This window comes from Maritimimonas rapanae (genome assembly GCF_057837205.1).
In genome coordinates, this window is record NZ_JBYQFI010000001.1 from 399,870 (window position 1) to 423,959 (window position 24,090).

General features: G+C 32.5%; 25 protein-coding genes. 11 read left to right on the forward strand and 14 right to left on the reverse strand.

Features of this window, described 5'->3' with window-relative positions; translation table 11 throughout:
* Positions 1-897, forward strand: coding sequence for a type IX secretion system ring subunit PorN/GldN (gene porN, locus AC3IF2_RS01860; protein ID WP_489165309.1), 897 nt, complete (start codon positions 1-3; stop codon positions 895-897).
* A gap of 76 nt (positions 898-973) precedes the next feature.
* Complete coding sequence (locus tag AC3IF2_RS01865) at positions 974-2,017, forward strand: NAD(P)/FAD-dependent oxidoreductase (protein WP_489165310.1); 1,044 nt, start codon at positions 974-976, stop codon at positions 2,015-2,017.
* Here AC3IF2_RS01865 and AC3IF2_RS01870 read toward each other — a convergent pair.
* Positions 1,998-2,411 (reverse strand): DUF983 domain-containing protein, encoded by a 414-nt coding sequence (locus AC3IF2_RS01870; RefSeq protein ID WP_489165311.1) that lies wholly within the window; start codon positions 2,409-2,411, stop codon positions 1,998-2,000. The two genes, AC3IF2_RS01865 and AC3IF2_RS01870, sit on opposite strands and share 20 nt — an antisense overlap.
* A 63-nt stretch (positions 2,412-2,474) precedes the next feature.
* Here AC3IF2_RS01870 and AC3IF2_RS01875 point away from each other — a divergent pair, with 63 nt between their 5' ends.
* On the forward strand, positions 2,475-4,385 hold the full coding sequence (locus AC3IF2_RS01875; protein WP_489165312.1) for an ABC-F family ATP-binding cassette domain-containing protein: 1,911 nt from the start codon (positions 2,475-2,477) through the stop codon (positions 4,383-4,385).
* A 68-nt stretch (positions 4,386-4,453) separates the two neighbouring features.
* Here AC3IF2_RS01875 and AC3IF2_RS01880 read toward each other — a convergent pair whose 3' ends face one another.
* From AC3IF2_RS01880 to AC3IF2_RS01890, 3 genes are all read right to left on the reverse strand, one after another.
* Positions 4,454-5,011: a DUF4136 domain-containing protein gene (locus AC3IF2_RS01880; protein WP_489166901.1), complete on the reverse strand. Its 558-nt coding sequence runs from the start codon at positions 5,009-5,011 to the stop codon at positions 4,454-4,456.
* A gap of 29 nt (positions 5,012-5,040) precedes the next feature.
* Positions 5,041-5,625 carry a DUF4136 domain-containing protein gene (locus tag AC3IF2_RS01885; protein ID WP_489165313.1) on the reverse strand — a complete coding sequence of 195 codons (585 nt, stop codon included), beginning with the start codon at positions 5,623-5,625 and terminating at the stop codon, positions 5,041-5,043.
* Between the two features lie 114 nt (positions 5,626-5,739).
* On the reverse strand, positions 5,740-5,904 hold the full coding sequence (locus tag AC3IF2_RS01890) for a C1orf53 family protein (RefSeq protein WP_489165314.1): 165 nt from the start codon (positions 5,902-5,904) through the stop codon (positions 5,740-5,742).
* Between the two features lie 83 nt (positions 5,905-5,987).
* Here AC3IF2_RS01890 and AC3IF2_RS01895 point away from each other — a divergent pair, with 83 nt between their 5' ends.
* Both AC3IF2_RS01895 and AC3IF2_RS01900 read left to right on the forward strand, forming a co-directional pair.
* Complete coding sequence (locus AC3IF2_RS01895) at positions 5,988-6,881, forward strand: 1-aminocyclopropane-1-carboxylate deaminase/D-cysteine desulfhydrase (RefSeq protein WP_489165315.1); 894 nt, start codon at positions 5,988-5,990, stop codon at positions 6,879-6,881.
* Positions 6,878-7,738 carry a glucosaminidase domain-containing protein gene (locus AC3IF2_RS01900; protein WP_489165316.1) on the forward strand — a complete coding sequence of 287 codons (861 nt, stop codon included), beginning with the start codon at positions 6,878-6,880 and terminating at the stop codon, positions 7,736-7,738. Before AC3IF2_RS01895 ends, AC3IF2_RS01900 begins: the two co-directional genes overlap by 4 nt.
* Positions 7,739-7,762: 24 nt before the next feature.
* Here the strand turns inward: AC3IF2_RS01900 and AC3IF2_RS01905 are convergent, their stop codons facing one another.
* Together AC3IF2_RS01905 and AC3IF2_RS01910 are read right to left on the reverse strand one after the other, a co-directional pair.
* Positions 7,763-8,230, reverse strand: a complete 468-nt coding sequence (locus AC3IF2_RS01905; protein ID WP_489165317.1) for a DUF4890 domain-containing protein — start codon at positions 8,228-8,230, stop codon at positions 7,763-7,765.
* A 108-nt stretch (positions 8,231-8,338) separates the two neighbouring features.
* Positions 8,339-8,983, reverse strand: a complete 645-nt coding sequence (locus tag AC3IF2_RS01910; protein WP_489165318.1) for a DUF4294 domain-containing protein — start codon at positions 8,981-8,983, stop codon at positions 8,339-8,341.
* 158 nt (positions 8,984-9,141) lie between these two features.
* Here AC3IF2_RS01910 and AC3IF2_RS01915 point away from each other — a divergent pair, with 158 nt between their 5' ends.
* The gene (locus AC3IF2_RS01915; RefSeq protein WP_489165319.1) at positions 9,142-10,230 is read left to right on the forward strand and encodes a M42 family metallopeptidase; all 1,089 of its coding nucleotides are present in this window, start codon (positions 9,142-9,144) and stop codon (positions 10,228-10,230) included.
* Positions 10,231-10,262: 32 nt separating this feature from the next.
* Positions 10,263-10,943: a PrsW family intramembrane metalloprotease gene (locus AC3IF2_RS01920; protein WP_489165320.1), complete on the forward strand. Its 681-nt coding sequence runs from the start codon at positions 10,263-10,265 to the stop codon at positions 10,941-10,943.
* On the opposite strand, the gene AC3IF2_RS01925 is transcribed toward AC3IF2_RS01920, so the two are convergent.
* Genes AC3IF2_RS01925 through AC3IF2_RS01935 form a run of 3 tightly spaced genes read right to left on the reverse strand, consistent with a single transcriptional unit; the run spans position 10,940 to position 13,433 of the window.
* Positions 10,940-11,854, reverse strand: coding sequence for a hypothetical protein (locus AC3IF2_RS01925; RefSeq protein WP_489165322.1), 915 nt, complete (start codon positions 11,852-11,854; stop codon positions 10,940-10,942). The two genes, AC3IF2_RS01920 and AC3IF2_RS01925, sit on opposite strands and share 4 nt — an antisense overlap.
* A gap of 12 nt (positions 11,855-11,866) precedes the next feature.
* Positions 11,867-12,334: a DUF6265 family protein gene (locus AC3IF2_RS01930; protein WP_489165323.1), complete on the reverse strand. Its 468-nt coding sequence runs from the start codon at positions 12,332-12,334 to the stop codon at positions 11,867-11,869.
* Between the two features lie 10 nt (positions 12,335-12,344).
* Positions 12,345-13,433, reverse strand: a complete 1,089-nt coding sequence (locus AC3IF2_RS01935) for an amidohydrolase family protein (protein ID WP_489165324.1) — start codon at positions 13,431-13,433, stop codon at positions 12,345-12,347.
* Between the two features lie 120 nt (positions 13,434-13,553).
* Here AC3IF2_RS01935 and AC3IF2_RS01940 point away from each other — a divergent pair, with 120 nt between their 5' ends.
* Positions 13,554-14,765: a multidrug effflux MFS transporter gene (locus AC3IF2_RS01940; RefSeq protein WP_489165325.1), complete on the forward strand. Its 1,212-nt coding sequence runs from the start codon at positions 13,554-13,556 to the stop codon at positions 14,763-14,765.
* Here AC3IF2_RS01940 and acs read toward each other — a convergent pair.
* The 4 genes from acs to AC3IF2_RS01960 all read right to left on the reverse strand — a co-directional run bounded on the left by acs (position 14,746) and on the right by AC3IF2_RS01960 (position 20,641).
* A complete protein-coding gene (gene acs / locus AC3IF2_RS01945; protein WP_489165326.1) occupies positions 14,746-16,653 on the reverse strand; it encodes an acetate--CoA ligase in 1,908 nt (635 codons plus the stop codon). The genes AC3IF2_RS01940 and acs overlap by 20 nt on opposite strands.
* 133 nt (positions 16,654-16,786) lie before the next feature.
* On the reverse strand, positions 16,787-18,601 hold the full coding sequence (locus AC3IF2_RS01950; RefSeq protein WP_489165327.1) for a sodium:solute symporter family protein: 1,815 nt from the start codon (positions 18,599-18,601) through the stop codon (positions 16,787-16,789).
* A gap of 96 nt (positions 18,602-18,697) precedes the next feature.
* Positions 18,698-20,383, reverse strand: a complete 1,686-nt coding sequence (locus AC3IF2_RS01955) for a sodium:solute symporter family protein (protein ID WP_489165328.1) — start codon at positions 20,381-20,383, stop codon at positions 18,698-18,700.
* 3 nt (positions 20,384-20,386) lie between these two features.
* The gene (locus AC3IF2_RS01960; protein WP_489165329.1) at positions 20,387-20,641 is read right to left on the reverse strand and encodes a DUF4212 domain-containing protein; all 255 of its coding nucleotides are present in this window, start codon (positions 20,639-20,641) and stop codon (positions 20,387-20,389) included.
* A gap of 149 nt (positions 20,642-20,790) precedes the next feature.
* Here AC3IF2_RS01960 and AC3IF2_RS01965 point away from each other — a divergent pair, with 149 nt between their 5' ends.
* Genes AC3IF2_RS01965 through AC3IF2_RS01975 form a run of 3 tightly spaced genes read left to right on the forward strand, consistent with a single transcriptional unit; the run spans position 20,791 to position 23,115 of the window.
* Positions 20,791-21,576, forward strand: coding sequence for a sulfite exporter TauE/SafE family protein (locus tag AC3IF2_RS01965; RefSeq protein WP_489165330.1), 786 nt, complete (start codon positions 20,791-20,793; stop codon positions 21,574-21,576).
* Between the two features lie 49 nt (positions 21,577-21,625).
* Positions 21,626-22,225 (forward strand): TetR/AcrR family transcriptional regulator, encoded by a 600-nt coding sequence (locus tag AC3IF2_RS01970; protein ID WP_489165331.1) that lies wholly within the window; start codon positions 21,626-21,628, stop codon positions 22,223-22,225.
* A 44-nt stretch (positions 22,226-22,269) separates the two neighbouring features.
* The gene (locus tag AC3IF2_RS01975) at positions 22,270-23,115 is read left to right on the forward strand and encodes an alpha/beta hydrolase (RefSeq protein WP_489165332.1); all 846 of its coding nucleotides are present in this window, start codon (positions 22,270-22,272) and stop codon (positions 23,113-23,115) included.
* Positions 23,116-23,191: 76 nt separating this feature from the next.
* Here the strand turns inward: AC3IF2_RS01975 and AC3IF2_RS01980 are convergent, their stop codons facing one another.
* Complete coding sequence (locus tag AC3IF2_RS01980) at positions 23,192-24,088, reverse strand: Ppx/GppA phosphatase family protein (RefSeq protein WP_489165333.1); 897 nt, start codon at positions 24,086-24,088, stop codon at positions 23,192-23,194.
* Positions 24,089-24,090 lie beyond the last annotated feature (2 nt).

The following is a 24,090-nucleotide window of genomic DNA, read 5'->3' on the forward strand; positions in this document are numbered from 1 at the left end:
ATGAATTGGAGAGGTTTTTTAGCAATATGTGCTATCGTTCTAGCAACAAATGCAATCAGTGCACAGGCTAATTTATTAAACGCAACGATTCCTGAAGAAGTAGGAGTAAAAACTGTTGAGCAATTAGCTGCAGATAATGATAGACCGTTGCCGTATGGATATATTGATGATAGAGATATATTATGGTCTAAAGTAGTATGGGAATATATAGATTTAAACGAAAAGATCAATCTACCTTTTTACTACCCTGTAGATACAAGTAATATAAGTTCTAGCAGAAGATCTCTTTATGATACATTGCTTAGAGGAATTAGAAGTGGAGAGATCGTAGATGTGTATGACGATTCTTATTTCGAGAATAAGTTAACATTTAAAGAAATTCAAGGGCGTTTGTCTAGAATTGACACGAGTGATGCTGGTATCGAAATTTTGAATGCTGGTGAAACATTAACTGATGAGTATATTGATAGAGTTGATTTAACTTCAGGTGAGATTGCTGGAATTAAGATCAAAGGTGTGTGGTACTTTGATAAAAGACAAGGTGAACTAAAATATCGTTTACTGGGTCTTGCTCCTGTAGCGCCTGATGTGAATTTCTTAGACCAAGATGCTGTTGATCAAGAACTAATCCCATTATTTTGGGTATGGTATCCTGGTGCTCGAGAGATAACTCATAACATGAAAGTGTTCAATAATAAGAATTCGGCATTTCCATTGTCATACGATCATTTACTAAATGCTAGGCGATTTGTAGCCAGTATTTATAGAGAAGAAAATATATATGGTAACAGAGATGTTGCAGAATATATTAAAGGAAACGCATTGTTTCAGGTTCTAGAAGCTGATAAGCTCAAAGAGAATATCAGAAATAAAGAACTAGATATGTGGAACTACTAAGTTTCTTATAAAGTAAAAATTAAAACTCCTGTCTTTTGGCAGGAGTTTTTTGTTGCTATTCATTTACTTTTGCAATGTGCAAGTAGATTATATTATTGTTGGTTTTGGGTTGGCTGGTTTAGCTTTCGCGGAAACCTTAGAAAGACACCATAAATCTTTTGTTGTTTTTGAGGATGCTTCTCAACAATCTTCACTAGTAGCAGCTGGAGCTTATAACCCGGTTGTATTAAAGAGATTTACACCTGTTTGGGGTGCTAAAGAACAATTAGAAATTGCTTTACCATTTTACAATAAACTTGAAGAAAAATTCAATTCTAAATACGACTATAAGCAAGATACTTATAGAATATTTTCGTCTTTAGAAGAACAAAATGATTGGTTTGTAGCTTGTGATAAGCCTGTGCTTAAGGAATTTATGATTCCTAGTGTGATTCAAAATTCAAATATGGCTATAAAAGCTCCTTTTGGTTACGGAAAACTTTCAGAAACTGGAAAAATTAACATCAAAAAATTAATAGCAGATTATAAGAAACATCTAACAGAGTCTAACAAATTATTTAATAAATCTTTTGATTATGAGGTGATTGAATATGATACTAATGCAGTTAATTATAAAGACATTACAGCTAAACAAATCGTTTTTTGCGAAGGATTTGGTCTAAAAAAGAACCCTTATTTCAATCATTTGCCTATGAACGAAGCTAAAGGCGAATTGATAACTATTCATGCTCCTGATTTAAAACTAGATGTAATGTTGAAGTCTTCTATTTTTATAATGCCTTTAGGTAAAGATTTATATAAAGTTGGTGCTACTTTTAACTGGGGTGATAAGACATCTAAACCTACACAAAAAGGGAAAGAAGAACTAATTGATAAATTAGAAACAGTTATTAATATAGATTATGAAATTGTTGATCATATTGCGGGTATTCGGCCAACAGTTAAAGATCGCAGACCATTATTAGGTGTACACAATAAGCATAAGCAATTAGCAATTTTAAATGGATTAGGAACAAGAGGTGTTATGTTGGCTCCAAAAATGGCCCAATTACTTTTTAATTATTTGGAAATAGGAAAAGAATTACCCAAAGAAGTTTCTATCAGTCGTTTTGAAGCTTAGCTGCTTGTATACCTGCTTCGTTTTTATAGTTGGCATCATATCCCACAAACATATTTATATATATCAATCTAGCTAAGCGAAGTGTAAATGGCGTAAATAATATTAGGGAAATAATAATTCCTATAAACACCTGTATCAAGTTAAGCCCTAAAAAGTATAATACTAAAAAGGTAACAATAGAAATAGCAACTGTTAATCCATAAGAAACGTACATAGCTCCATAAAAAAAGGAAGGCTCTATTTGATATTTAAATCCGCAATTAATACAGTATTCATTTGTTTTTAATACCTTTTTTAAATGTAACGGATTACTGTCCTCGAAGAATTCACCTTCATTACATTTAGGACATTTATTTTTAAAAATACTATAGGCTTTCGTTCCTTTTTTAAACATTAATGTTCTTATTTGATTAGATTTGCAAAGTTAAAATTTAAAGCTAAACAGAGTTTAAAAAATATGCTAAATGCTCATAACATAAAGGTTTCTTTTGCAGGAGAAGATTTATTTTCTGGTATCACGTTTAAATTAGATCCTGGTAATAGAGTAGGCTTGGTTGGTAAAAATGGAGCAGGTAAATCTACCCTATTAAAGATTATCGCTAAAGAGCAAGAAATAGATGGTGGTACGTTGGCTTTGGAAAAAGATATCCGTATTGGATTTTTAAAACAAGATATAGATTTTGTCTTTGGCAGAACCGTTTTAGAAGAAGCGTATGAGGCATTTACTGAAATTAAAGCATTAGAAAGAAAACTAGATGAAGTCAATAAGCAGCTTGCAGAGAGAACAGATTATGAAAGTGAGGCTTATAATCAATTAATTATTGATTTAAATGATTATACACAGCAGTATGAATTGCTAGGTGGTTATAATTATCAAGGAGAAACCGAAAGAATATTACAAGGTCTAGGCTTTAAACGAGAAGATTTTGATAAGCTGACCGATACTTTTTCTGGTGGTTGGCGTATGCGTATCGAGTTAGCAAAATTATTACTACAAAATAACGATATTTTGTTGTTAGATGAACCTACTAACCACTTAGATATAGAATCGATTATTTGGTTAGAAGAGTTTTTAAAAGGTTATTCAGGTGCTATTATGTTGGTGTCGCATGATAAGATGTTTTTAGATAATGTGACAAATAGAACTATCGAAATCTCTATGGGTAATATTTATGATTATAAGTACCCATATTCTAAATATTTGATTCAGCGTAAAGAATTGATGGAAAAGCAATTACAAGCACAAAGAAATCAAGAAAAAGAAATAAAACAGACAGAACAACTAATTGAAAAATTTCGCTATAAAGCCAGTAAGGCTGCTTTTGCACAATCATTAATAAAAAAGCTCGATAAGGTAGAACGTATAGAAGTAGATGTAGAAGATAAATCTGTGATGAAGGTACGTTTTCCATTATCTGTAAATCCAGGTAAAGTAGTAATTGAAGCTAAAAATTTAGCTAAGAACTATGGAGAAAAACAGGTGCTAAGTAATGTTAATCTATTGATTGAAAGAGGTAGTAAAATTGCTTTTGTTGGTCAGAACGGCCAAGGAAAAACAACATTAGCAAAAATGATTGTTGGTGAGATTCCTTTCGATGGAGATTTAAAGCTAGGCCATAATGTTCAGATAGGATACTTTGCTCAAAACCAAGCAGAATACCTAGACGGCAATAAAACAGTTCTTCAAACCATGGAAGATGCTTCTAACGATAGTAATCGTGTGAAAGTACGAGATATGCTTGGTGCTTTTTTGTTTGGTGGAAACGATGTAGAGAAAAAAGTAAAAGTACTTTCTGGTGGTGAACGTAATCGTTTAGCATTATGTAAAATGTTATTATCTCCATTTAATGTATTGGTAATGGATGAGCCTACCAATCATTTAGATATTGCTTCTAAAAATGTATTAAAAGAAGCTTTAAATAATTTTGAAGGTACATTAATTCTTGTATCACACGATCGTGATTTTTTACAAGGTTCTGCTAAAACAGTTTATGAGTTTAAAGATGGCCGTATTAAAGAATATTTAGGTGATATAGATTATTATTTAGAAGAACATAATCTTGAAAATCTGCGAGAGGTAGAAAAGAGAACTAAAGTTAAAGAAGTTAAAGAGACTTCAACTAATAAGAAGTCTTATGAAGATGAGAAAGAATTAAAGAAGCTTCAAAACAAGTTGAGTAAACTAGAAACTCAAATAGCGGACCTTGAACAAGAAATAAAAGAGATAGATACTCAGCTAATGGATGCAGCTAAGTACGAGGAATTAACCTCAGACGCTGATTTTTTTGCAAAATATCAAGCTAAAAAAGATTTAGCTGATAAGCTAATGATGGAGTGGGAAAGCGTTCATGAAAGGATAGAAGACTAAAAGAAAATCCCAAAACAAACATTCGTTCGTTTCGGGATTTTCAATCAAACAGAAAATATAAACGTTGCCTATTCGGCACTTGGTGGATAATTGGCCATAATTTCTGTAACAAATTCGCTAATTCGTTCCTCTTTCTTTTCAATATTTTTTGCAGAACGCAAAGCACCGGTACCTACACCTTGCCATGCTAATTCTTTTTTCTTTGCATCTATTAGATCTATAAATAAGGTTCCTTCAGTAGACTTAGTAACGGTTTGGTAAGCATTAGATCCAAAACCTAACCCTAAAGGTCCAAAACCTCCATAATACCACGGATACCATCCAAAGTAACGATTGTTATTATAGACATCAATCTTTTTACGTGATTTAGTAAAGATATTCACTAATACATCAGGATTGTTAGATTTTGTCAATCCTTTTCCTTCTAATTCTTTTTCAATGGCCTTTAGTATTCTGCGTTTATCTAGATCAGAAATATCGACTTTATCAATCCCTTTTTTATAAAAGGCAAAGGTTTTATACTCGCCAAAGTTGGTTTTATCATCATAATTAGATGCAACTTTAACCGAGGCACATGAAGTGGCTATGAAAAGGGCGGTTAGTACAAGTAGTTTTGTAATTTTCATCATTATTATATTAAATACTAATCTCTATTTTATTCTGCGCTAGGAGGATAATTTGCCATAATTTCTGACACAAAACCCTTAAGACGTTCTTCTTTCTTTTCAATTTTTTGAGTAGGACGAAATGAACTGGTACCCATACCTTGCCAAGCCAATTCTCTTTTTTTGGCATCTATTAAGTCAATAAACAAAGTACCTTGTACGGATTGAGTAATCTGATAATCATCAGCTCCAGCACCCCAAGGGCCCCAAGCTCCCCAGCCCCAAGCACCTAAACCCCATGGTCCCCAAAGACCCCAAGGTCCCAAGCCACCCCAACCAAAGTTGTTGTTGCGTACATTTACCTTATTGCTTGATTTGGTAAAAATATTCACTAAGACATCAGGATTCTCAGATTTTGCAAATCCTTTTGCTGCCAATTCTTTTTCAATAGCTTTTAAGATTCTTCGTTTGTCAAGGTCAGAAATATCAGCTTTGTCAATTCCTTTTTTATAAAAGGCATAGGTCTTAAATTCATTAAAGTTTGTTGACCTGTCATAGTCTGAAGCCACTTTTACAGAAACGCACGATGTGCTTGCAAACAGTATTGCCAGTAAGAGTAATTTTACAAATTTCATGCTGTTAATATATATTTAGATAATCTTTTACTGAATATCGTTCTCAAAACATGGTTGAAAACGTAAAAATAAATTAACAAGAATCATGCCGAATTCCTTTAATATTACGGTTTATTAATTCTGAGAATTTGTTTTCTTATTATAGCCATAAGGGCAATGTCTACAACCACTTTCGCAACAATAACCACGTTTTAAGTGATATTTCTCGGTAAATACTTTATAACCTTGCTCAGAATAATAAAAATCGTCAGGTTCTAACTCAGGTAATTTATTGTACATTTTTATAAATTATCGCAACAAAGCTACACAATTCTAAACAGATATTTCTTTAGTATTATTGCCTATATTCGCCTCGATTATTCATGAAAAGCGTCAATCAATCCATAGAATTTGAAGGTATATTTTTAACCGTTAAACGGGAAGATTTACTACATCCTGTAATTTCTGGTAATAAGTATAGAAAGCTAAAATACAATTTACAAGAGGCTAAAAACCAACAAAAAGACACGCTTTTAACATTTGGAGGAGCCTACTCTAATCATATTACAGCTGTGGCAGCTGCAGGTAAGAAATTTGGTTTTAAAACAATAGGAATTATTCGCGGAGAAGAGCTAAAAGATACAATTTCTAATAATCCTACACTAAGCTATGCTCAAAACTGTGGTATGTATTTTGATTTTATATCTAGAAAAGATTATAGAAAAAAAAATGAGCTTGATTTTATAGAAGATCTTAGAGGAAAATATGGTGATTTTTATTTGATTCCAGAGGGGGGAACCAATGAACATGCTATTAAAGGATGTGAAGAAATTTTAACAGTTGATGATGCAAAATACGATTATATTTGTGTGCCTGTTGGTACTGGAGGAACTGTTGCTGGGTTAATTAATTCCGCGAAAGCCTATCAGAAAATTGTAGGCTTTTCGGCGTTGAAAGGCGATTTTTTAACTGATGAAGTTAAAAAACTCACCAAAAGAAGAGGAAACTGGCAAATAAATACTAATTATCATTTTGGTGGCTATGGTAAAATAAATGAGGTATTAATTACGTTTATCAATCAGTTTAAACTACAAACGAGTATCCCTTTAGATCCTATATATACAGGAAAAATGCTTTACGGAATTGTAGATTTAGTAGAGAAAAAATACTTTGAAAAAGATAGTAAGATTTTAGTAATTCACACCGGAGGTTTGCAAGGAATAGAAGGTGTAAATAGAAAGTTAAAGTTGCAAAGTAAGCAGTTGATTAAGACATGAGAGGAGTATTTTTTTTAATAGTAGTTGTTATAGTATCCCTTTTAGCAAGTTGTAGTTCAAAGAAAACCATTGTTTCTTCTAAAAGTAAACCACCTGTATCTATTTCCACTAAAACAGTTGTTAAGAAGTCTATTCCTGTTAAAGAAATAAGCGTAGAAAGAGTACCTATGGCAGACGAATTGGTATACAATCTTAAAAAGCGTAAACCCAATTTGCATAAAAGTACTTTAGCTTATATAGAAGAGTATAATGATATCGCTATTGCGGAAATGCTGAAGTACCAGATTCCTGCAAGTATAACATTAGCGCAAGGTATATTAGAATCGAATAGCGGTAGAAGTAGGTTAACTGTTAAAGGAAACAATCATTTCGGCGTAAAATGCCATAAGAGCTGGAGAGGAAAACGTATTTATCACGATGATGATGCTCGACAGGAATGTTTTAGAAAATATGAACATCCACTATCATCTTTTAGAGACCATTCATTGTTTTTATTTGGTAGAAAAAGATATGAAGGTTTGTTCGATTTAAAATTAACCAATTATAAAGCTTGGGCTAAAGGATTAAAAAGAGCAGGTTATGCTACAGATCCTAAATATCCAAAAAAACTAATAGGCCTTATCGAATTATATGAGCTGTACAAATACGATGATTTTAATAAAAAATATGCAGGTGGTGTTACTAAGGTTAAAAAGAAAGAACCAGCAAAACCAGGCACTTATATAAAAGTTAAAAAAGGCGACACCTTATATTCTATTGCCAAGTATTATAACTTAACAGTAGATCGTTTAAAGTGGTTAAATGGATTAAAAAGCAATGAACTTTCGATAGGTCAAAAAATATATGTAGAATTATAAAAAAAGCGGCATTAGCCGCTTTTTTTATTTTCTATCTTGAGCTTTTCTATGCCTCACTCTTCTTTTCTTCATCTTGCGTTTTGCCATTTTCCGTTTTCCTTTATGAGCGCGATGTTTTCTGGTTTTTTTCCAAGCATCAAATTGCTTTTCATTTAAGATTTTTTTCATCTCAGCTTGATGCGCAATTTGTTTATCTAATCTATTTTTCTTTAACTCAAAAAGTTGATCGTTAGAAGGCTTTTTGCCTTCAGTTCTTAAAGTTTTTAACTCTGTAATCTTTTGTTTACGCTCAATAGCCTTTTGCTTATTGATCTCAAAAATTTGTTGTTGTTGTCGCTCAGATAACTCAAGATCTAGCGTCATTTTTTTAGTTTGCAATTCTGCAATCTGTTCAGCTGTAAATTTAAGACGTTTGCGTTCTTTTTTCTGTTCTTGTGCAAAGACACCAATAGAAAATAAAGCTATTAATGCTATACTGAATAATCTTTTCATAATGTAAGTTTTTGTGATTAATAATTTTTTATACACCACTTTGACTGATAAGAATTGATAAGGTTTAATAGAAAAAAAGACTTTAACAATGTTTTAACTTTGAGAAGTTTATCGATTATTGATTGTAGCTATAACATCTATATCTTTAAACTTTTTAGAAACCTCGTAATAATCAATTGGTAGTCTTGCTTTTTGTTCTTCTAAACTTCCGTTTATAAAAGAACGCTGTAAGATATCTTCTATTAAAAAATCTATGGGTTCACTTTCTGGATGATATTCACTTTTTAACGAAAGTTTGAACATATTAGCAGTGGTGTTATACCAAAAAGCTTTCCAGCCACTACGATATTCTTTAACAAGATCGAAAGCTGTTAATCCAGTTTGCCTGTGCAGCAGTTTTATAAGTATCCGCCCTTCAGTACGTGTCATTTTTTTAAGCTCATCTGTAAACTCACCTTCCATATATTTTTGCATTTTTTTGGTATGCCGTTTACGCTTCCGCTTAGAGCGAATTTTAGCTAATTGATCATTTAGTTGAATCAACCTGTCCGCTGCTAATTTCGCATAGGGATATGCCTTCTGAACTTTTTTCCAATACCAATAATAATAACGTTTTTCTTTAGTTGAATCAAATTTGAGTTTACTCAATACCACAACTTCATCTAAAGGAATAACCACCGAATCTCCTTTAATAATAATAAGGTCGCCTATGATGGTATCCTTCTTTACCTGTTGAGCAAAGATTCCCAGCATAAAAAATGCGAATATGTATGTTAAAATATACTTCATTTTACCTTTAATAGGATGATTTTCAAATACCATTCCAAAAGTATAATATTTATAAGACTCATATTAAACATTAACGTTTATTTAGCTATAAATTATTACATTCGTGTAAATAATTTTTAACAATGGCTAAAAAGAGCATTCTTAATAAAAAATCACTTACTTTTTTAGAAAAATATTTAAATAACGCCTCACCTACAGGTTATGAATGGGATGGGCAAAAGCTTTGGATGAATTACCTTAAACCTTATGTAGATGAGTTTGTTACCGATACTTACGGTACTGCAGTCGGGGTTATTAATCCTCAAGCAGAATATAAAGTTGTTATAGAAGGACATGCGGATGAAATCTCTTGGTATGTAAATTATATTTCTGATAATGGTTTAATTTATGTAGTTCGTAATGGAGGTTCAGACCATCAAATCGCACCTAGCAAGGTGGTAAATATTCATACTAAAAAAGGAATAGTAAAAGGAGTGTTTGGCTGGCCGGCTATTCATACGCGTAGTAGAGCAAAAGAAGTACCGCCAAAACCTGACAACATTTTTATTGATGTAGGTTGTAAAAAGAAAGAAGAAGTAGAAAAGTTAGGCGTGCATGTTGGTTGTGTTATTACATATCCAGATGAATTTCATATTTTAAATAAAACTAATTTCGTTTGCCGAGCTTTAGACAATAGAATGGGTGGATTTATGATTGCTGAGGTTGCCCGTTTGTTGCATGAAAATAAAAAGAAATTACCTTTTGGTTTATACATTGTAAATGCTGTACAAGAAGAAATTGGTTTGCGAGGAGCACAGATGATTGCAGAGCGTATTCAGCCCAATGCCGCGATTGTAACTGATGTTACACACGACACTACTACACCTATGATCGATAAAAAGGTTCAGGGTCATTGTGAAATAGGCAAGGGGCCTGTTATTGCGTATGCACCGGCAGTACAACAAAAATTACGTGATTTGATTACAGACACTGCAGAAGAAAAGAAGATTCCATTCCAGAGATCTGCGTTGTCTAGAAGCACTGGTACAGATACCGATGCTTTTGCGTATAGTAATTCTGGTGTGGCTTCGGCGCTCATCTCATTGCCTTTACGTTATATGCATACAACTGTAGAAACAGTGCATAAAGAAGATGTAGAAAATGTTATTCGATTAATTTATGAATCGTTATTAAAGATTGAAGAAGGAGAAACTTTTAGTTACTTTAAATAAATAGAAGCCTCAAATTAAGGCTTTCTTTTTCTATGAAATTACTATTATTAGCTGTAGCTCCTGCATTAATTATAATTCTTTATGTTTATATTAAAGACAAGCACGAAAAAGAACCAAAAAAATTATTGATAAGTAATTTTTTATTGGGTGCTATTGTTAGTATAATAGTTACCACTATTCTGTATTTTTTATTTCAATCTATTTTTCCGCCATTCGAAAAAGAAAGTGTTTTTCAGCAATTTTTAAAAGCATTTTTTATGGTGGCTTTGATCGAAGAATTTAGCAAATACATTATTGTGCGCTATTATGCGCAACCAAAGAAAGCATTTAATGAACCATTTGATGGTATCGTATATGCGGTTATGGTTTCAATGGGTTTTGCAGTAACAGAAAATATCTTCTATGTTTTAGAAGGAGGTGTAGAAACTGCAATAGTTAGGGCATTTACAGCTGTGCCAGCACATGCAACTTTTGGTGTTTTAATGGGGTATTTTATGGGTAAAGCTAAATTTTCTAAAAATAGAACTGTACTGAATTTAACAGGATTGTTATTAGCCATTATTTTCCACGGAGCTTATGATTTCTTTTTATTTATACCTTTTGTTCCAGGAATTTGGACAGGGGCTTTTGTTTCGCTAATAGTCGGAATATTTTTATCTAGAAGAGCAATGAAATTACATAACGATAGTTCAGAATTTAAATCTGAAATCTAATCTAGTTTACCATCTAACCAATGGATGATATTAAGTAGTAATTGGTAATTTTCTTTTGCAATATCTAGGCTCATACCAAAACGTCTTCTGTTAGGTCCCGCTAATTGTGCAGTAAACATAGCGGCTTCACCCCACATTACAACTCTACCTTTACCATATTTTTTATAAGCACCTTGTGACCATCCTTTAACAGGTGTTCTAGGGATGTCTCTAAACACCCAAGCCGTGTCAGGTAGCATGTTTACATAATTATCTTCAAAAGTTAATACAGAAGTTGCATCTTCTGGAATCTTAAATCCTTGCCCCGTAAAAGATGTGATTTTATTAATAGTCTCATTTGAATTATTTCCTTTGGTAATTACGTTTTCTGATAGCGTACCGTTTTCTTTATTAAAATAGGCTGTACCTCGATTAGATTCTGTATTAAATACAAAGCCATTTGTAAATTCAAACCCAAAAGCTGTTGCTAATTCTTCCGCCGCACCAGCCATCGGCATATGGTCTGCAATTAAGAACAAACTTCCGCCATTTTTAACCCAGTTTTTAGTAGTTTCAATTTCCTTTTTTGAAAAAGCAGAAGGTGTAGGCAAATACCAGTTTCTAACATTTATTTCATTTAAAGCATTAGAAATAACTAGAATTTTCCCTTTAGATAATTTTTTAGTTTCGAATTCTCCAGTATATCCATTAACAGTATAACCATCTCTTCGCAATAAGTTTGCAAATGCCCAGTAGTTACCATCTTTGGTATGAAAATTATGATGTCCTTCATCTATAAAAATTACAGAACCCTTTCCAGTAGTATACATGGGCTTTTGGATTGTTGGATTATAGGTGGTATCTGGTATTTGCTGAGAAAAAACACTACTCATAAATACGGTGAGGAATAAAGTACAAAGGATAGTTTTCATAATTTAATATTGTTAATGTAATTGCTTTTTAAAGTTGAATTCATAGCTAACCAAGCTGTCTTTTTCATATCCTGTTATAGTTCTCTTATAATTATATGAGTCTATAAATTCATATTTTACTTGGTACGGATTTTTATAGTCTTTGTTTTCGAAAATGATTTCATTTTCGTTAGACTTTATGGCTTTAAATATTTTAGGGTTTGAATTTATTATCACACTAAAAAGAATAATATCCTGACCTACTTTTTCTATTCTAGTTTTTGCACTGTAGCTTGTGTCGGTTTTTTCAATATAATAACCTTGCTGCTGCATCCAACCACTTTTATCAAGTTCCCAAGTTTCGTGTAATTCCCCTAAAAAGGCATCAGCTTTCCATGAACCACTCAATTTAGAAGCAAGGTTTAAGTTGTCTTTAACTTGTGATTGTTTAGTACAAGATATAATTAATAAAAGACTTGCTAAATATAAAATAGGTTTCATAGATAATATTTTAATTTGGGAACAGCGATTTGTTTAAGCCAGGAACCAATTTTAAAGCATTCTTATAGTAAACCTTTTTTAGAACTTCATCCGATAAATCTAATCCATACATTGCCCAAAAAGCATGATATTTTTTATGATATGGAAAGTATTCGTCATCGCTTTCTAAGACTCTAAAATAGGTTGGAAATTCTTCTGGTTTCCAACTATCTTTCCCGAAAAGGATTCTATCTTGATATTTTATAAAGAACGCTTTTGCAAAACGAGGCTGACGACCTAGCTCAGCAATAATAGCACCTATGCCTACATACATATTAGGCATTTCATCAAGTAGCTGCCCTAATTTTCCTAAGTTGTTGGCATACCAACCCATATGTGCATTTATAAATTTGGTTTTTGGGTGCTTTTTAAACATATTATGTTGTTCAGCAATAATTTGTTCCCAAGGTGCAGGATTGTCTGCTTCTCTTTTTCTTCTTGGCTTCGTTTTTAATTCTAACCAGCGTTCATTATCACCATTAAATTCATCCCAAAAAGATTTAGGATCAGCAGTATGTATTAAAACCGGAACCCCCATCTCTGCACATTTTGCCCAAATAGGATCTAAGCGAGGATCGTCAACTTTTAATCGATTACCATCAGAATCTTTATTATACATACCTAAACTTTTATAAACTTTTAATCCTCGAGCACCATTTTTAATATCTTGTTCTAATTGATCAGCCGCTTTTTGCGCCCAGCCTTCGGTACCTACATCTTTAAAATCTACATTTGCAAAAACAACAAATCGATTAGGGTAATTATCTGCAATATTTTTTACAGACTTTTTTAAATTCTCGCCAGATCGACCACTAAGGTTTACCATAATACCCATATTTAAGGTATCCATGGCAGCGATTACCGGCGCTAGGTCTTGTTCAGGCATTCTGTATTGATGCCCATGTACATCGATAAAAGGAAACTTTGCTTTTTTAATAATCTTACCTGGTACAACCAAAGTAGATTTAGGATTGTATTCTTCGAAAGTTAATTCTTGCGCTAAAGTTGAATTAATATTAATTAGTGCTAAAAATAGAATTGTGATTTTTTTGAATTGCATTGATTTTAATTTAGAAATATAAAAATACTAATATGTTGAATGCAAAACTGATTTTTACAAATGTTTAACTTATTTATGTATTTGTAATTTATCTCTATAGAATTCGAGTACATTTGCTCAATGCAAAAAAATACAGCTAAACTTCAACTAGAATTTGTGGCCTTAATGGCTTCATTAATGTCTATTGTAGCGTTATCAATTGATGCATTATTACCAGCTTTACCAGAAATTGGCTCTTATTTAAGTGTTGTTAATACTAATGATAATCAGTTATTAATAACAATGATCTTTCTTGGCTTGGGTTTTGGTCAGTTAATATTTGGGCCGTTGTCTGATAGTTTTGGAAGAAAACCAGTAGTATATGTAGGGTTTATTCTATTTATTATTGCTAGTATTATTTGTGTAACAACTAAGAATTTTGAAATGATGATTCTTGGTCGGGTATTACAAGGAGTAGGATTATCTTCACCAAGAACCATGGCAATAGCAATTATAAGAGACAGATATAGTGGTGATTATATGGCTAAAATTGTTTCTATTGTGGTAATGGTATTTATTCTAGTGCCAGTAATAGCGCCAGCTTTAGGTCAGTTTATTTTAAACTATTACCACTGGAAAGTAATTTTTTATGTCAATTTAATATTTGGCTTGCTAGTAATGTTATGGTTCTGGATACGGCAAGATGAAACTTTAAAAACTGAAAATAAAATACCATTTACATGGAGTTTGTTTACAGACGGAGCCAAAGAATTTATAAAATATAAAGATGCAATTGCCTTTACTTTGGTTTCAGGGTTTATAACAGGTTCTTTCATGGTGTATCTAAGTACTTCGCAACAGATATTTGAACAACAATACGATATGGCTGATATGTTTCCATATATTTTTGCCAGCCTAGCTATTTCTGTAGGATTAGCAACTTTTTTAAATAGCCAGTTGGTTGTTAAATACGGAATGTGGCGTATTGCTTATATAGGTACTATTGCCTATGTAGTTATTTCATTATTGTATGTAGTGTTATTTTGGTCAGGAACAAATCCTAGTTTGGCGGTTTTAATTGGATTTTTTGCAATACAATTTTTTGCGATAGGGTTCCTTTTCGGAAACCTGCGAGCTTTGGCCATGCAGCCATTAGGACATATTGCTGGTATTGGAGCTGCAATTAATGGATTTGTATCTACAGTTATGGCAGTGCCAATAGCTAACTATATTGGTTCTTTTGTAAAAGATTCAGTCTTGCCTTTGTTCATTGGGTTTTCTGTGTTTGGAATACTTTCTTTATTAATTTTTTTCCTTTTAAAAAGACAGAAAACTATAACGAGTTATCCATAATATTTTGTACAACTTCGGGGTTTAAAAGTGTACTAATGTCTCCTAAATTGTCAGTATTTTTTTCTGCTATTTTTCGTAGAATTCTTCTCATAATTTTTCCACTACGTGTTTTTGGTAAACCAGCAGTAAATTGAATTTTATCTAGCTTTGCAATTGGGCCAATTCTATCAGCTATTAATTGATTGATCTCTTTGCGTAAATTGTCATGATTTCGACTTTCACCAGTATCTTTTAAAGTAACATATCCGTATAGTGCACTTCCTTTTACATCATGAGGAAAACCTACAATAGCACTTTCAGCAACTGCCTGGTGCTCATTAATAGCATCTTCAATCGGTGCAGTACCTAAATTATGCCCAGAAACAATAATAACATCATCTACACGACCTGTAATTCTATAATAACCTACTTCATCTCGTAATGATCCATCGCCTGTAAAATACATATTCTCAAATGTAGAGAAATAAGTGTCTTTGTATCGTTGATGATTTCCCCAAATGGTTCTAGCAATACTTGGCCAAGGGAATTTTATACATAATCTTCCTTCTACTTGATTTCCTTTGAGTTCATTGCCATTTTCATCCATCAAACATGGTTGAATTCCAATAAAAGGTAAAGTTGCGTAAGTAGGTTTTGTTGGTGTTACGTAAGGAATTGGTGTGATCATCATTCCACCAGTTTCTGTTTGCCACCACGAATCTATTATTGGGCTCTGTTTTTTACCAATATTTTCATTGTACCAATGCCAGGCCTCTTCATTTATTGGTTCACCGACACTTCCTAATACCTTTAGAGATGATAGGTCATATTTCTCAACTAATTCTACACCTTGTTTAGCTAAGGCACGGATGGCTGTTGGCGCCGTATAAAATTGATTTATCTTATGCTTTTCGACAATATCCCAAAAACGTCCAAAATCAGGATAACTAGGAACGCCTTCAAACATAACAGTGGTGGCTCCATTAGCTAATGGACCGTAAACGATATAACTATGGCCAGTAATCCAGCCAATATCTGCTGTACACCAATACACATCATCCTCTCTATATTGAAAAGCATTTTTAAACGTGTACGCTGTATATACCATATAACCTGCAGTTGTATGTACCATTCCTTTAGGCATTCCTGTAGAACCAGATGTGTACAGAATAAAAAGCGGATCTTCTGCATCCATCACTTCTGCAATACATTGGTCTAAGGCAGTATCTAATAAAGGTTGTAACCATTTATCTCTACCCTCTATCATATCAATATCAGAATTAATTCTTTTAACAACCAATACAGTTTCTACACAAGAACATTCTTTTAAAGCTTCATCTACAATTCCTTTTAAGTCGATTGTTTTAGCACCTCTGTAAGAACCGTCAGCGGTAATTACCATTTTACATTCTGCATCATTAATTCTAGTAGCCAAAGCAGTTGAGGAAAAGCCCGCAAATACTACTGAATGTATAGCGCCAATTCTAGCGCAAGCCAATACAGCAATTGCTAATTCGGGAATCATGGGGACATAAATACAAACTCTATCACCTTTTTTAATTCCTTGTTGTTTTAGAACATTAGCAAACTTATTTACACGATGATATAATTGATTGTAAGAGATATGTTCTGCAGCTTCCTTAGGATCATTAGGTTCGAATAAAATTGCAGTTTTATCGCCTCGAGTTGCTAAATGTCGATCTATACAATTTTCGGTAATATTTAATTTAGCACCTTTGAACCATTTAACTTCTGGTTTGCTAAAATCCCAACTTAAAACATTGTGCCATTTTTTCCTCCAAATAAAATGTTCTTCGGCAATCTCTTCCCAAAAAACCTCTGGATTACGAATAGATTTTCTATAAACTTGATAGTATTCTTCTAAATGTTTTATGTGGTAGTTGCTCATAGTTTAAACTTGATCTAATTTCGTTTAAAAGTAAAACTTATAGCCTCTTTAACCAAAAAATGAAGCTAAAAGAAGCGATATTGATTACGATTTAAGAAAATGATATTAAATTATAAGAGAAATATAATTATTGTTATAATATTTTAGCTTTAATTTTTTTCCAAACCTTAATTAATAAAAATCCTGATATTATAGCTAGCGTAGTGAATATCAGTGCTAATTTTGTTTTCCCATATATCCAATACCCAGTAGCGAACATTGTGCTATAAATTAATAAGCAACCTAATAGCATTGCATAGATTCCAGAAGGGACACTCCATTTTTCATTACCTTCGACTAAGTCTATTTGTTCAGTTTTTGCATCATTAATAACTTTTGCCCAACCTGGACCTCCGGGTTGTATTTTCTTATAAAAATTTTGAAGTACTTCTTTGCTTTCAGGTTTCGTAATAAATGTAGTCAATAACCATATAAATGTTGTTGCGAAAACAACAAATGGAAATTGAAACCATTCAGGAAAAACACCTTCATTTTTACCAAATAGAGACGACTGTATAGATGGAACAATTAATAATAATGAAATTATTCCAGATGCAAACATGGCAGTAATTTCTGACCAAGCATTAATGCGCCACCAAAACCATCTTAAAATAAATATTAATCCAGTACCAGCACCGAATACCAAAAGCAAGTTAAAAAGTTGTAAAGCGTTTTGTAAAAGCAATGCTAGTAAAGCGCTTAAAACCATTAGCACTACAGTAGATATTCTACCAACTGCTACTAATCTCTTTTCTGAAGCTTTAGGATTAATTTGTTGTTTATAAAAATCATAAACTATATATGAAGAGCCCCAATTTAATTGAGTAGATATTGTAGACATATATGCAGCAATTAAAGAAGCCAAAACTAATCCTAGTAGTCCACTTGGTAGTTTTGTAAGCATAGCAGAATAAGCTAAATCATGCCCCAATTTGTCTTCTGGTATACTAGGAAAAGCTTCATGAATACTTGCTAGATCAGGAAATACAACTAGAGATGCTAAAGCAACCATAATCCATGGCCAAGGTCTTAAGGCATAATGCATGATATTAAAGAAAAAAGTAGCACCAATAGCATGATTCTCGTCTTTAGAGGCTAACATTCGTTGTGCTATATAGCCACCTCCACCTGGTTCCGATCCTGGGTACCACGAACTCCACCATTGTACTGCAAGTGGTATGATTAAAAGTGTAATAAGAGCATTTTTATCATTTAGATCAGGAATTATTGATAGCTTATTAGCAACATTTTCATGAGTAATTATTGCTTCTATGCCACCAACTTCAGGTAAGTTCACTAAATAGTAGGCAGCACCAATTGCACCACCCATAGCAACGAAAAATAGCAAAAAGTCTGTATAAACAACTCCTTTAAACCCACCTGCTGCGCTAAAAACTACAGTTACTAGACCTGCACTTACCACTGTTTGCCATGGCTCTAACCCGAGCATAATACCTCCAATTTTTATAGCGGCCAAGGTAACTGCCGACATAGTAATTACATTAAAGATTACACCTAAATAAATAGCTCTAAATTTTCTCAAAAATATACCTGGTCTGCCTCCATATCTTAATTCGTAAAATTCTAGATCAGTTTTCACATTAGATTTTCTCCATAATTTTGCATAGACAAAAACTGTTAGAAGTCCAGTTAGTAACATAGCCCACCACACCCAGTTTCCGGAAACGCCATTAGTTCTAACAATATCTGTTACCAAATTAGGAGTATCAGTTGAAAAAGTGGTTGCTACCATTGATAACCCTAATAACCACCAAGGCATATTACGTCCCGAAAGGAAAAATTCGGTTGAATTTTTACCTGATTTTTTTGAAACCCAAATACCAATAAATAAGGTAATGGCAAAAAATAGTATAATGAGAGCGTAATCAAAAGTAGATAATGATACCATACGAATATTTTAAGATAGCTCAATGTATAAAAAAAACTAATCTCAATGAATTTTTTTCTATAATTGACGTCAAAAAACTGTCAAATTTGTAAAGAATTAATGAGTAGCTTCACCAGCACCAGATGGTATTCTAATATTATCCACAATTTGCTGTACTTCTTTTGGAGGCTCAGGTGTAAATTTTGAAATCACTATTGACACTATAAAATTAACAAACATAGCTACTGTACCAAAACCTTCAGGTGATATACCAAACCACCAATCTTCTTTGGTACCACCACCGAACCAATCAAATTTGAATCGTAGCATGTAGTAAAGCATTAATAAGATACCCACCACCATGCCTGCTATGGCACCTTCTTTATTCATTCGTTTATAAAAAATCCCTAAAATTATAGCCGGAAAGAATGATGCTGCGGCTAGCCCAAAGGCTAATGCGACTGTTGCTGCGACAAAATCGGGAGGATTAATCCCAAAATAACCAGCAATTACTACAGCTACAACAGCGGATAAACGAGCAGCTACCAATTCGCCTTTTTCCGAAATACTCGGTTTAATAATCTTTTTAATTAGATCATGAGAAATTGATGATGAGATCACTAACAATAAACCAGCAGCAGTTGACAATGCAGCGGCTAACCCACCAGCGGCAACCAAAGCAATTACCCAATTAGGTAAGTCAGCAATTTCTGGATTAGCTAACACCATAATATCTCTATCGACTGTCAATTCATTTTTAGAAGCGTCAGAAACATATTGAACTTTTCCATCTTTATTCTTATCATCAAATTTTATTAATCCAGTGGTTTCCCAATTATTAAACCATTCTGGTAGCTCTTCATATTCTTTATTACTTACCGTTTCTATCATATTAGTTCTGGCAAAAACTGCTATTGCAGGAGCAGTTGTATATAGAATGGCAATAAATAATAATGCCCAGCCAGCTGACTTTCGAGCATCACTTACCTTTTTTACTGTAAAGAAACGAACAATTACATGTGGTAAACCTGCTGTGCCAATCATTAATGCCGCAGTTATAAAAAAGACATCTATTTTTGATTTACTGCCAGATGTATACTCATGAAAACCTAATTCGCGATGTAAACCATCCAGTTTATCCAAGAGGTAAAGCCCATCACTACCGGTACTTCCAAATCCTATTTGAGGTATAGGGTTTCCAGTCATTTGTATGGAAATAAAAATTGCTGGAACCATAAAGGCAAAGATCAATACACAATATTGTGCAACTTGAGTATAGGTAATTCCTTTCATCCCACCAAGGACAGCATAAAACAATACGATAAACATACCGATGAGAACTCCAGTATTAATGTTTACTTCTAAAAAACGAGAAAACACCAAGCCTACTCCACGCATTTGACCTGCAACATATGTAAAAGAAACCAATAAAGCACAAAGAACTGCTACTACGCGGGCTATATCAGAATAGTAACGATCACCAATAAAATCTGGCACCGTAAATTTCCCAAACTTTCGTAAATATGGTGCCAAAAGTAAAGCCAAAAGCACATAGCCACCTGTCCAGCCCATTAAATATACCGAGCCGTCATAACCGCTAAAAGATATAATGCCAGCCATAGAAATAAAAGATGCAGCCGACATCCAATCGGCAGCAGTGGCTAATCCATTAGCAATAGGATGCACGCCTTTACCAGCAACATAAAATTCGCCCGTAGAGCTGGCTCTTGACCAAATGGCAATACCAATATATAATGCAAATGTAATTCCAACGATAACCCAAGTCCAAGTTTGTATATCCATGTCTTAGTCGTTGAGGTTGTATTTTTTATCGAGTTTGTTCATGAGTCTGATATATACAAAAATGAGGATTACAAACACGTAAATAGAACCTTGTTGCGCAAACCAAAAACCTAGCTTAAAACCACCTAGTTTTATGGTATTTAGTTGATCTACTAATAAGATTCCGAAAACATATGATACTAAAAACCATATGGTTAACAATATGGATAAATATTTTAAATTTTCTTTCCAATATTTTTTTTCAGATGCAGAGCTCACAGGTAAGGTTTATTAATTATTTAGCAAGATAAAATTTATTATTGTAAAACAATAGTCTTTTCTATTAGCAACAATCTTAAAAGGTTAAAGGTCATATTTACTAGTATAAAAAACATATTTATTACTTTTATTTTTAAAAGTATTTTTAAATGATCGAATTCTCTCAGTTATTAAGTGTTTTTATTGCTAATTGGGAGGTAGTTCTATTGTTTTTTCTAATTGCCATTTTATATTCTTCGGTTGGTTTTGGTGGAGGTTCTAGTTACTTAGCCATTTTGGCTTTAACAGGGTTGAGTTTTATTCAATTTAGAGCAATAGCATTGCTTTGTAATATTGTAGTGGTATCTGGAGGAACCTATATTTTTGCAAAAAAAGGGCATTATAATTGGAAAAAAGTATTACCGCTGGTTTTGTTGAGTGTTCCGTTAGCATTTCTAGGAGGTTATTTAAAGATTAGTGAAACATTTTTCTTCATTTTATTAGGTGCTACATTGTTAATTGCTGCTATTTTAATGTGGATTTCTAAATATATAGTGAGCGAAGCAAAAGAAAGCAAAGGGGTTAAATCTAAGATAGTAGATGGTAGTATTGGTGGTTTTATAGGATTTATATCTGGCATGGTTGGTATAGGAGGTGGTATTTTTTTAGCCCCATTATTACATCTTACAAATTGGGATACACCTAAACGAATAGCAGCTACTGCTAGCTTTTTTATTCTGGCAAATTCTATTGCTGGGTTATTAGGACAAATTCAAAATCCTGATTTTTATTTTGAACCTAATATAGCTTTCTTGTTAATGGTTATTGTATTTTTTGGAGGACAAATTGGCTCTAGGTTAAGTGCCACAAAGATTTCGCCTTTTATATTAAAAAGAACTACGGCCGTATTAATAGCTTTTGTTGGAATTAGGATTTTAATAAAATACTTGAATTAATTTTTTAATATATTTTATACCAATTGGTATATTTTTATATATTTGTCTTATGATTTTGACAAAAGCCGAAAAAACAAGTCAATACATAATTGAAAAAACTGCAGCTATATTTAATAGAAATGGTTATACTGGTACGAGTTTGTCTGATGTAACAGAAGCAACCGGCTTAACTAAAGGTGCTGTTTATGGTAATTTTAAGAACAAAGAGGAATTGGCTTTAGAGGCATTTAATTATACTATCAAATATCAGATGGATGAGATAAAGGAGATTATTAATACAATCGAATCTCCTTTAGCTAAACTCTTTGCTATTACTAACTTTCATCGCAATTACTATAATAAATTAATTGAATATGGTGGGTGTCCTATTGTAAATGTTGGTGTTGATACTAATCATACAAATCCTGCTTTGTTCGTAAGAGTTAAACACGTGATTGATAAAATACAAAGTAGTATTACTTCGATTATTGAGGATGGTATTTTTAAAAATGAAATTAAAGAAGATATTAATGCTATGAAATATGGTGTTCGTATTTATTCTTTAATTCAAGGAGCAGTATTTACTTCTATGATGTCGCAGGATGAACAGTCACTTAAAGATATGATGAATCATGTAGATAATATGATACAAAATGAGCTAAAAAAATAATTTTTTTAATAAATAATATACCGATTGGTATAAAATAATATATTATGAGTTTACAATTAAAAGTAATACGTTTCTATTTTAGAATAACTTCATTTGTTTCTCCAAAGTTAAGTGGGTTACAAGCTTTTAAGGTATTTCAAAAAGTAAGAAAAAAGAGTGTTAGAAAAAGAGAGCAAGAATTTTACAACAAGGCAAAGCATTTTAAAATTCCATCATTAAGTGAAGATGTTCATTGTTACGAATTAGGTAATATTGAAGGAGATTTAATTTTTCTAGTACATGGTTGGGAATCAAATTCTGGTAGCATGTCTAGATTTGCTTTTGATTTAGCTGAGAAAGGATATAGAGTTATTAGTTTTGATCTACCAGGTCATGCAAATACTATATCTAAATATACAAATTTACATGAATGTAAAGAAGCGTTTAAAAGTGTAATTGATTTCATTGAGCCAAAAAAACCTTTTACCGTTGTTGCGCATTCTTTTGGGTCAGCGGTTTCAACATATACATTATCATATCTTGATTATAAGGTTGATAAGTTTGTTTTTCTGACTTCACCTAACTCAATTTTGGAAGTTTTTAAAGATTTTAAAAAACTAATTGGTCTGAATGATAAATCATTCTCTCACGTGTTAAAACAAGCAAAGTCATTACTGAATGAGGACGTAAGAGATGTAAGCGTTGATGAAAAATTACAAAAAGTATCTTATTCAAAACTTTTATTGGTGCACGATAAGTTTGATAAGATTATACCATTGCGTAATTCTGAAAAAATAAAAGAAAATAATACTGAAAAAGCTGAACTAAAAGTTTATAACAAAATAGGGCATTATCGTATGTTATGGGACGATAATGTTATTAATGATACACTATCATTTATTGCAAGTTAAAAATATAATAAGCCATTGTACGATTTCGACATAGGTATTCATAATGAGGTTAACAAATGAATATTTTACAATGGCTTTATTTTAATTTTCCTTGATATAATCCTTTTATAATTCCATCAGCCAAGCCAATTTTTGGTACATGAATTTTACGAGCGCCACTCCATTTCATGGCAGATAAATAGATCTTGGTTGCAGGTATAATTACATCGGCTCGGTCTGGATTTAGACTCAATTCAGAAATACGTTCTGTATAACTCATCTTCTTTAAGAACTGATATTGAGCATTTAAGAAAATATAAGACAATGGTTTACCAATTGTTCTACCGGACATTTTAAATAGTTTATTAATATTTCCGCCAGAACCAATTAGAGAGAGTCTTTTTAAATCTTTGGTATTTACTTTAATCCAAGCTTCTACTTTTTTGAACATAATTTTGTTCTCTGCTTTGCTATTGTTAATCAAGCGAACAGTACCCATTTTAAAAGACTTGGAGTTAATGATCTTTCCTCTAGAAAAAATAGTGAACTCAGTACTACCACCACCAACATCTACATATAAATAAGAATCATCACTATTAATCAATTCATCAAGATCTGTAGATGATATTATAGCAGCTTCTTTTTTACCATCTATAATTTCAACCTTAATATCTGTATTATTATAGATTTTTTCTACAACATCCTTACCATTAGAGGCTTCTCTTATTGCAGAAGTAGCACATGCCTTAAATTTTTCAACCCCATGTACTTTCATTAAAAGCTTAAAAGCTTCCATAGCATTTATCATTCGATCAATATTATCTTCACTAATGCTGCCGTTAACAAAGGCATCAGCACCTAGACGGATTGGAACACGTACTAATGAAGATTTTTTAAATTGAGCTTCTTTATTTTTTTCTATAATAATATTCGCCACTAACAACCTAACGGCATTAGAGCCAATATCGATTGCAGCGTACTTTTTTATTTCCAAAC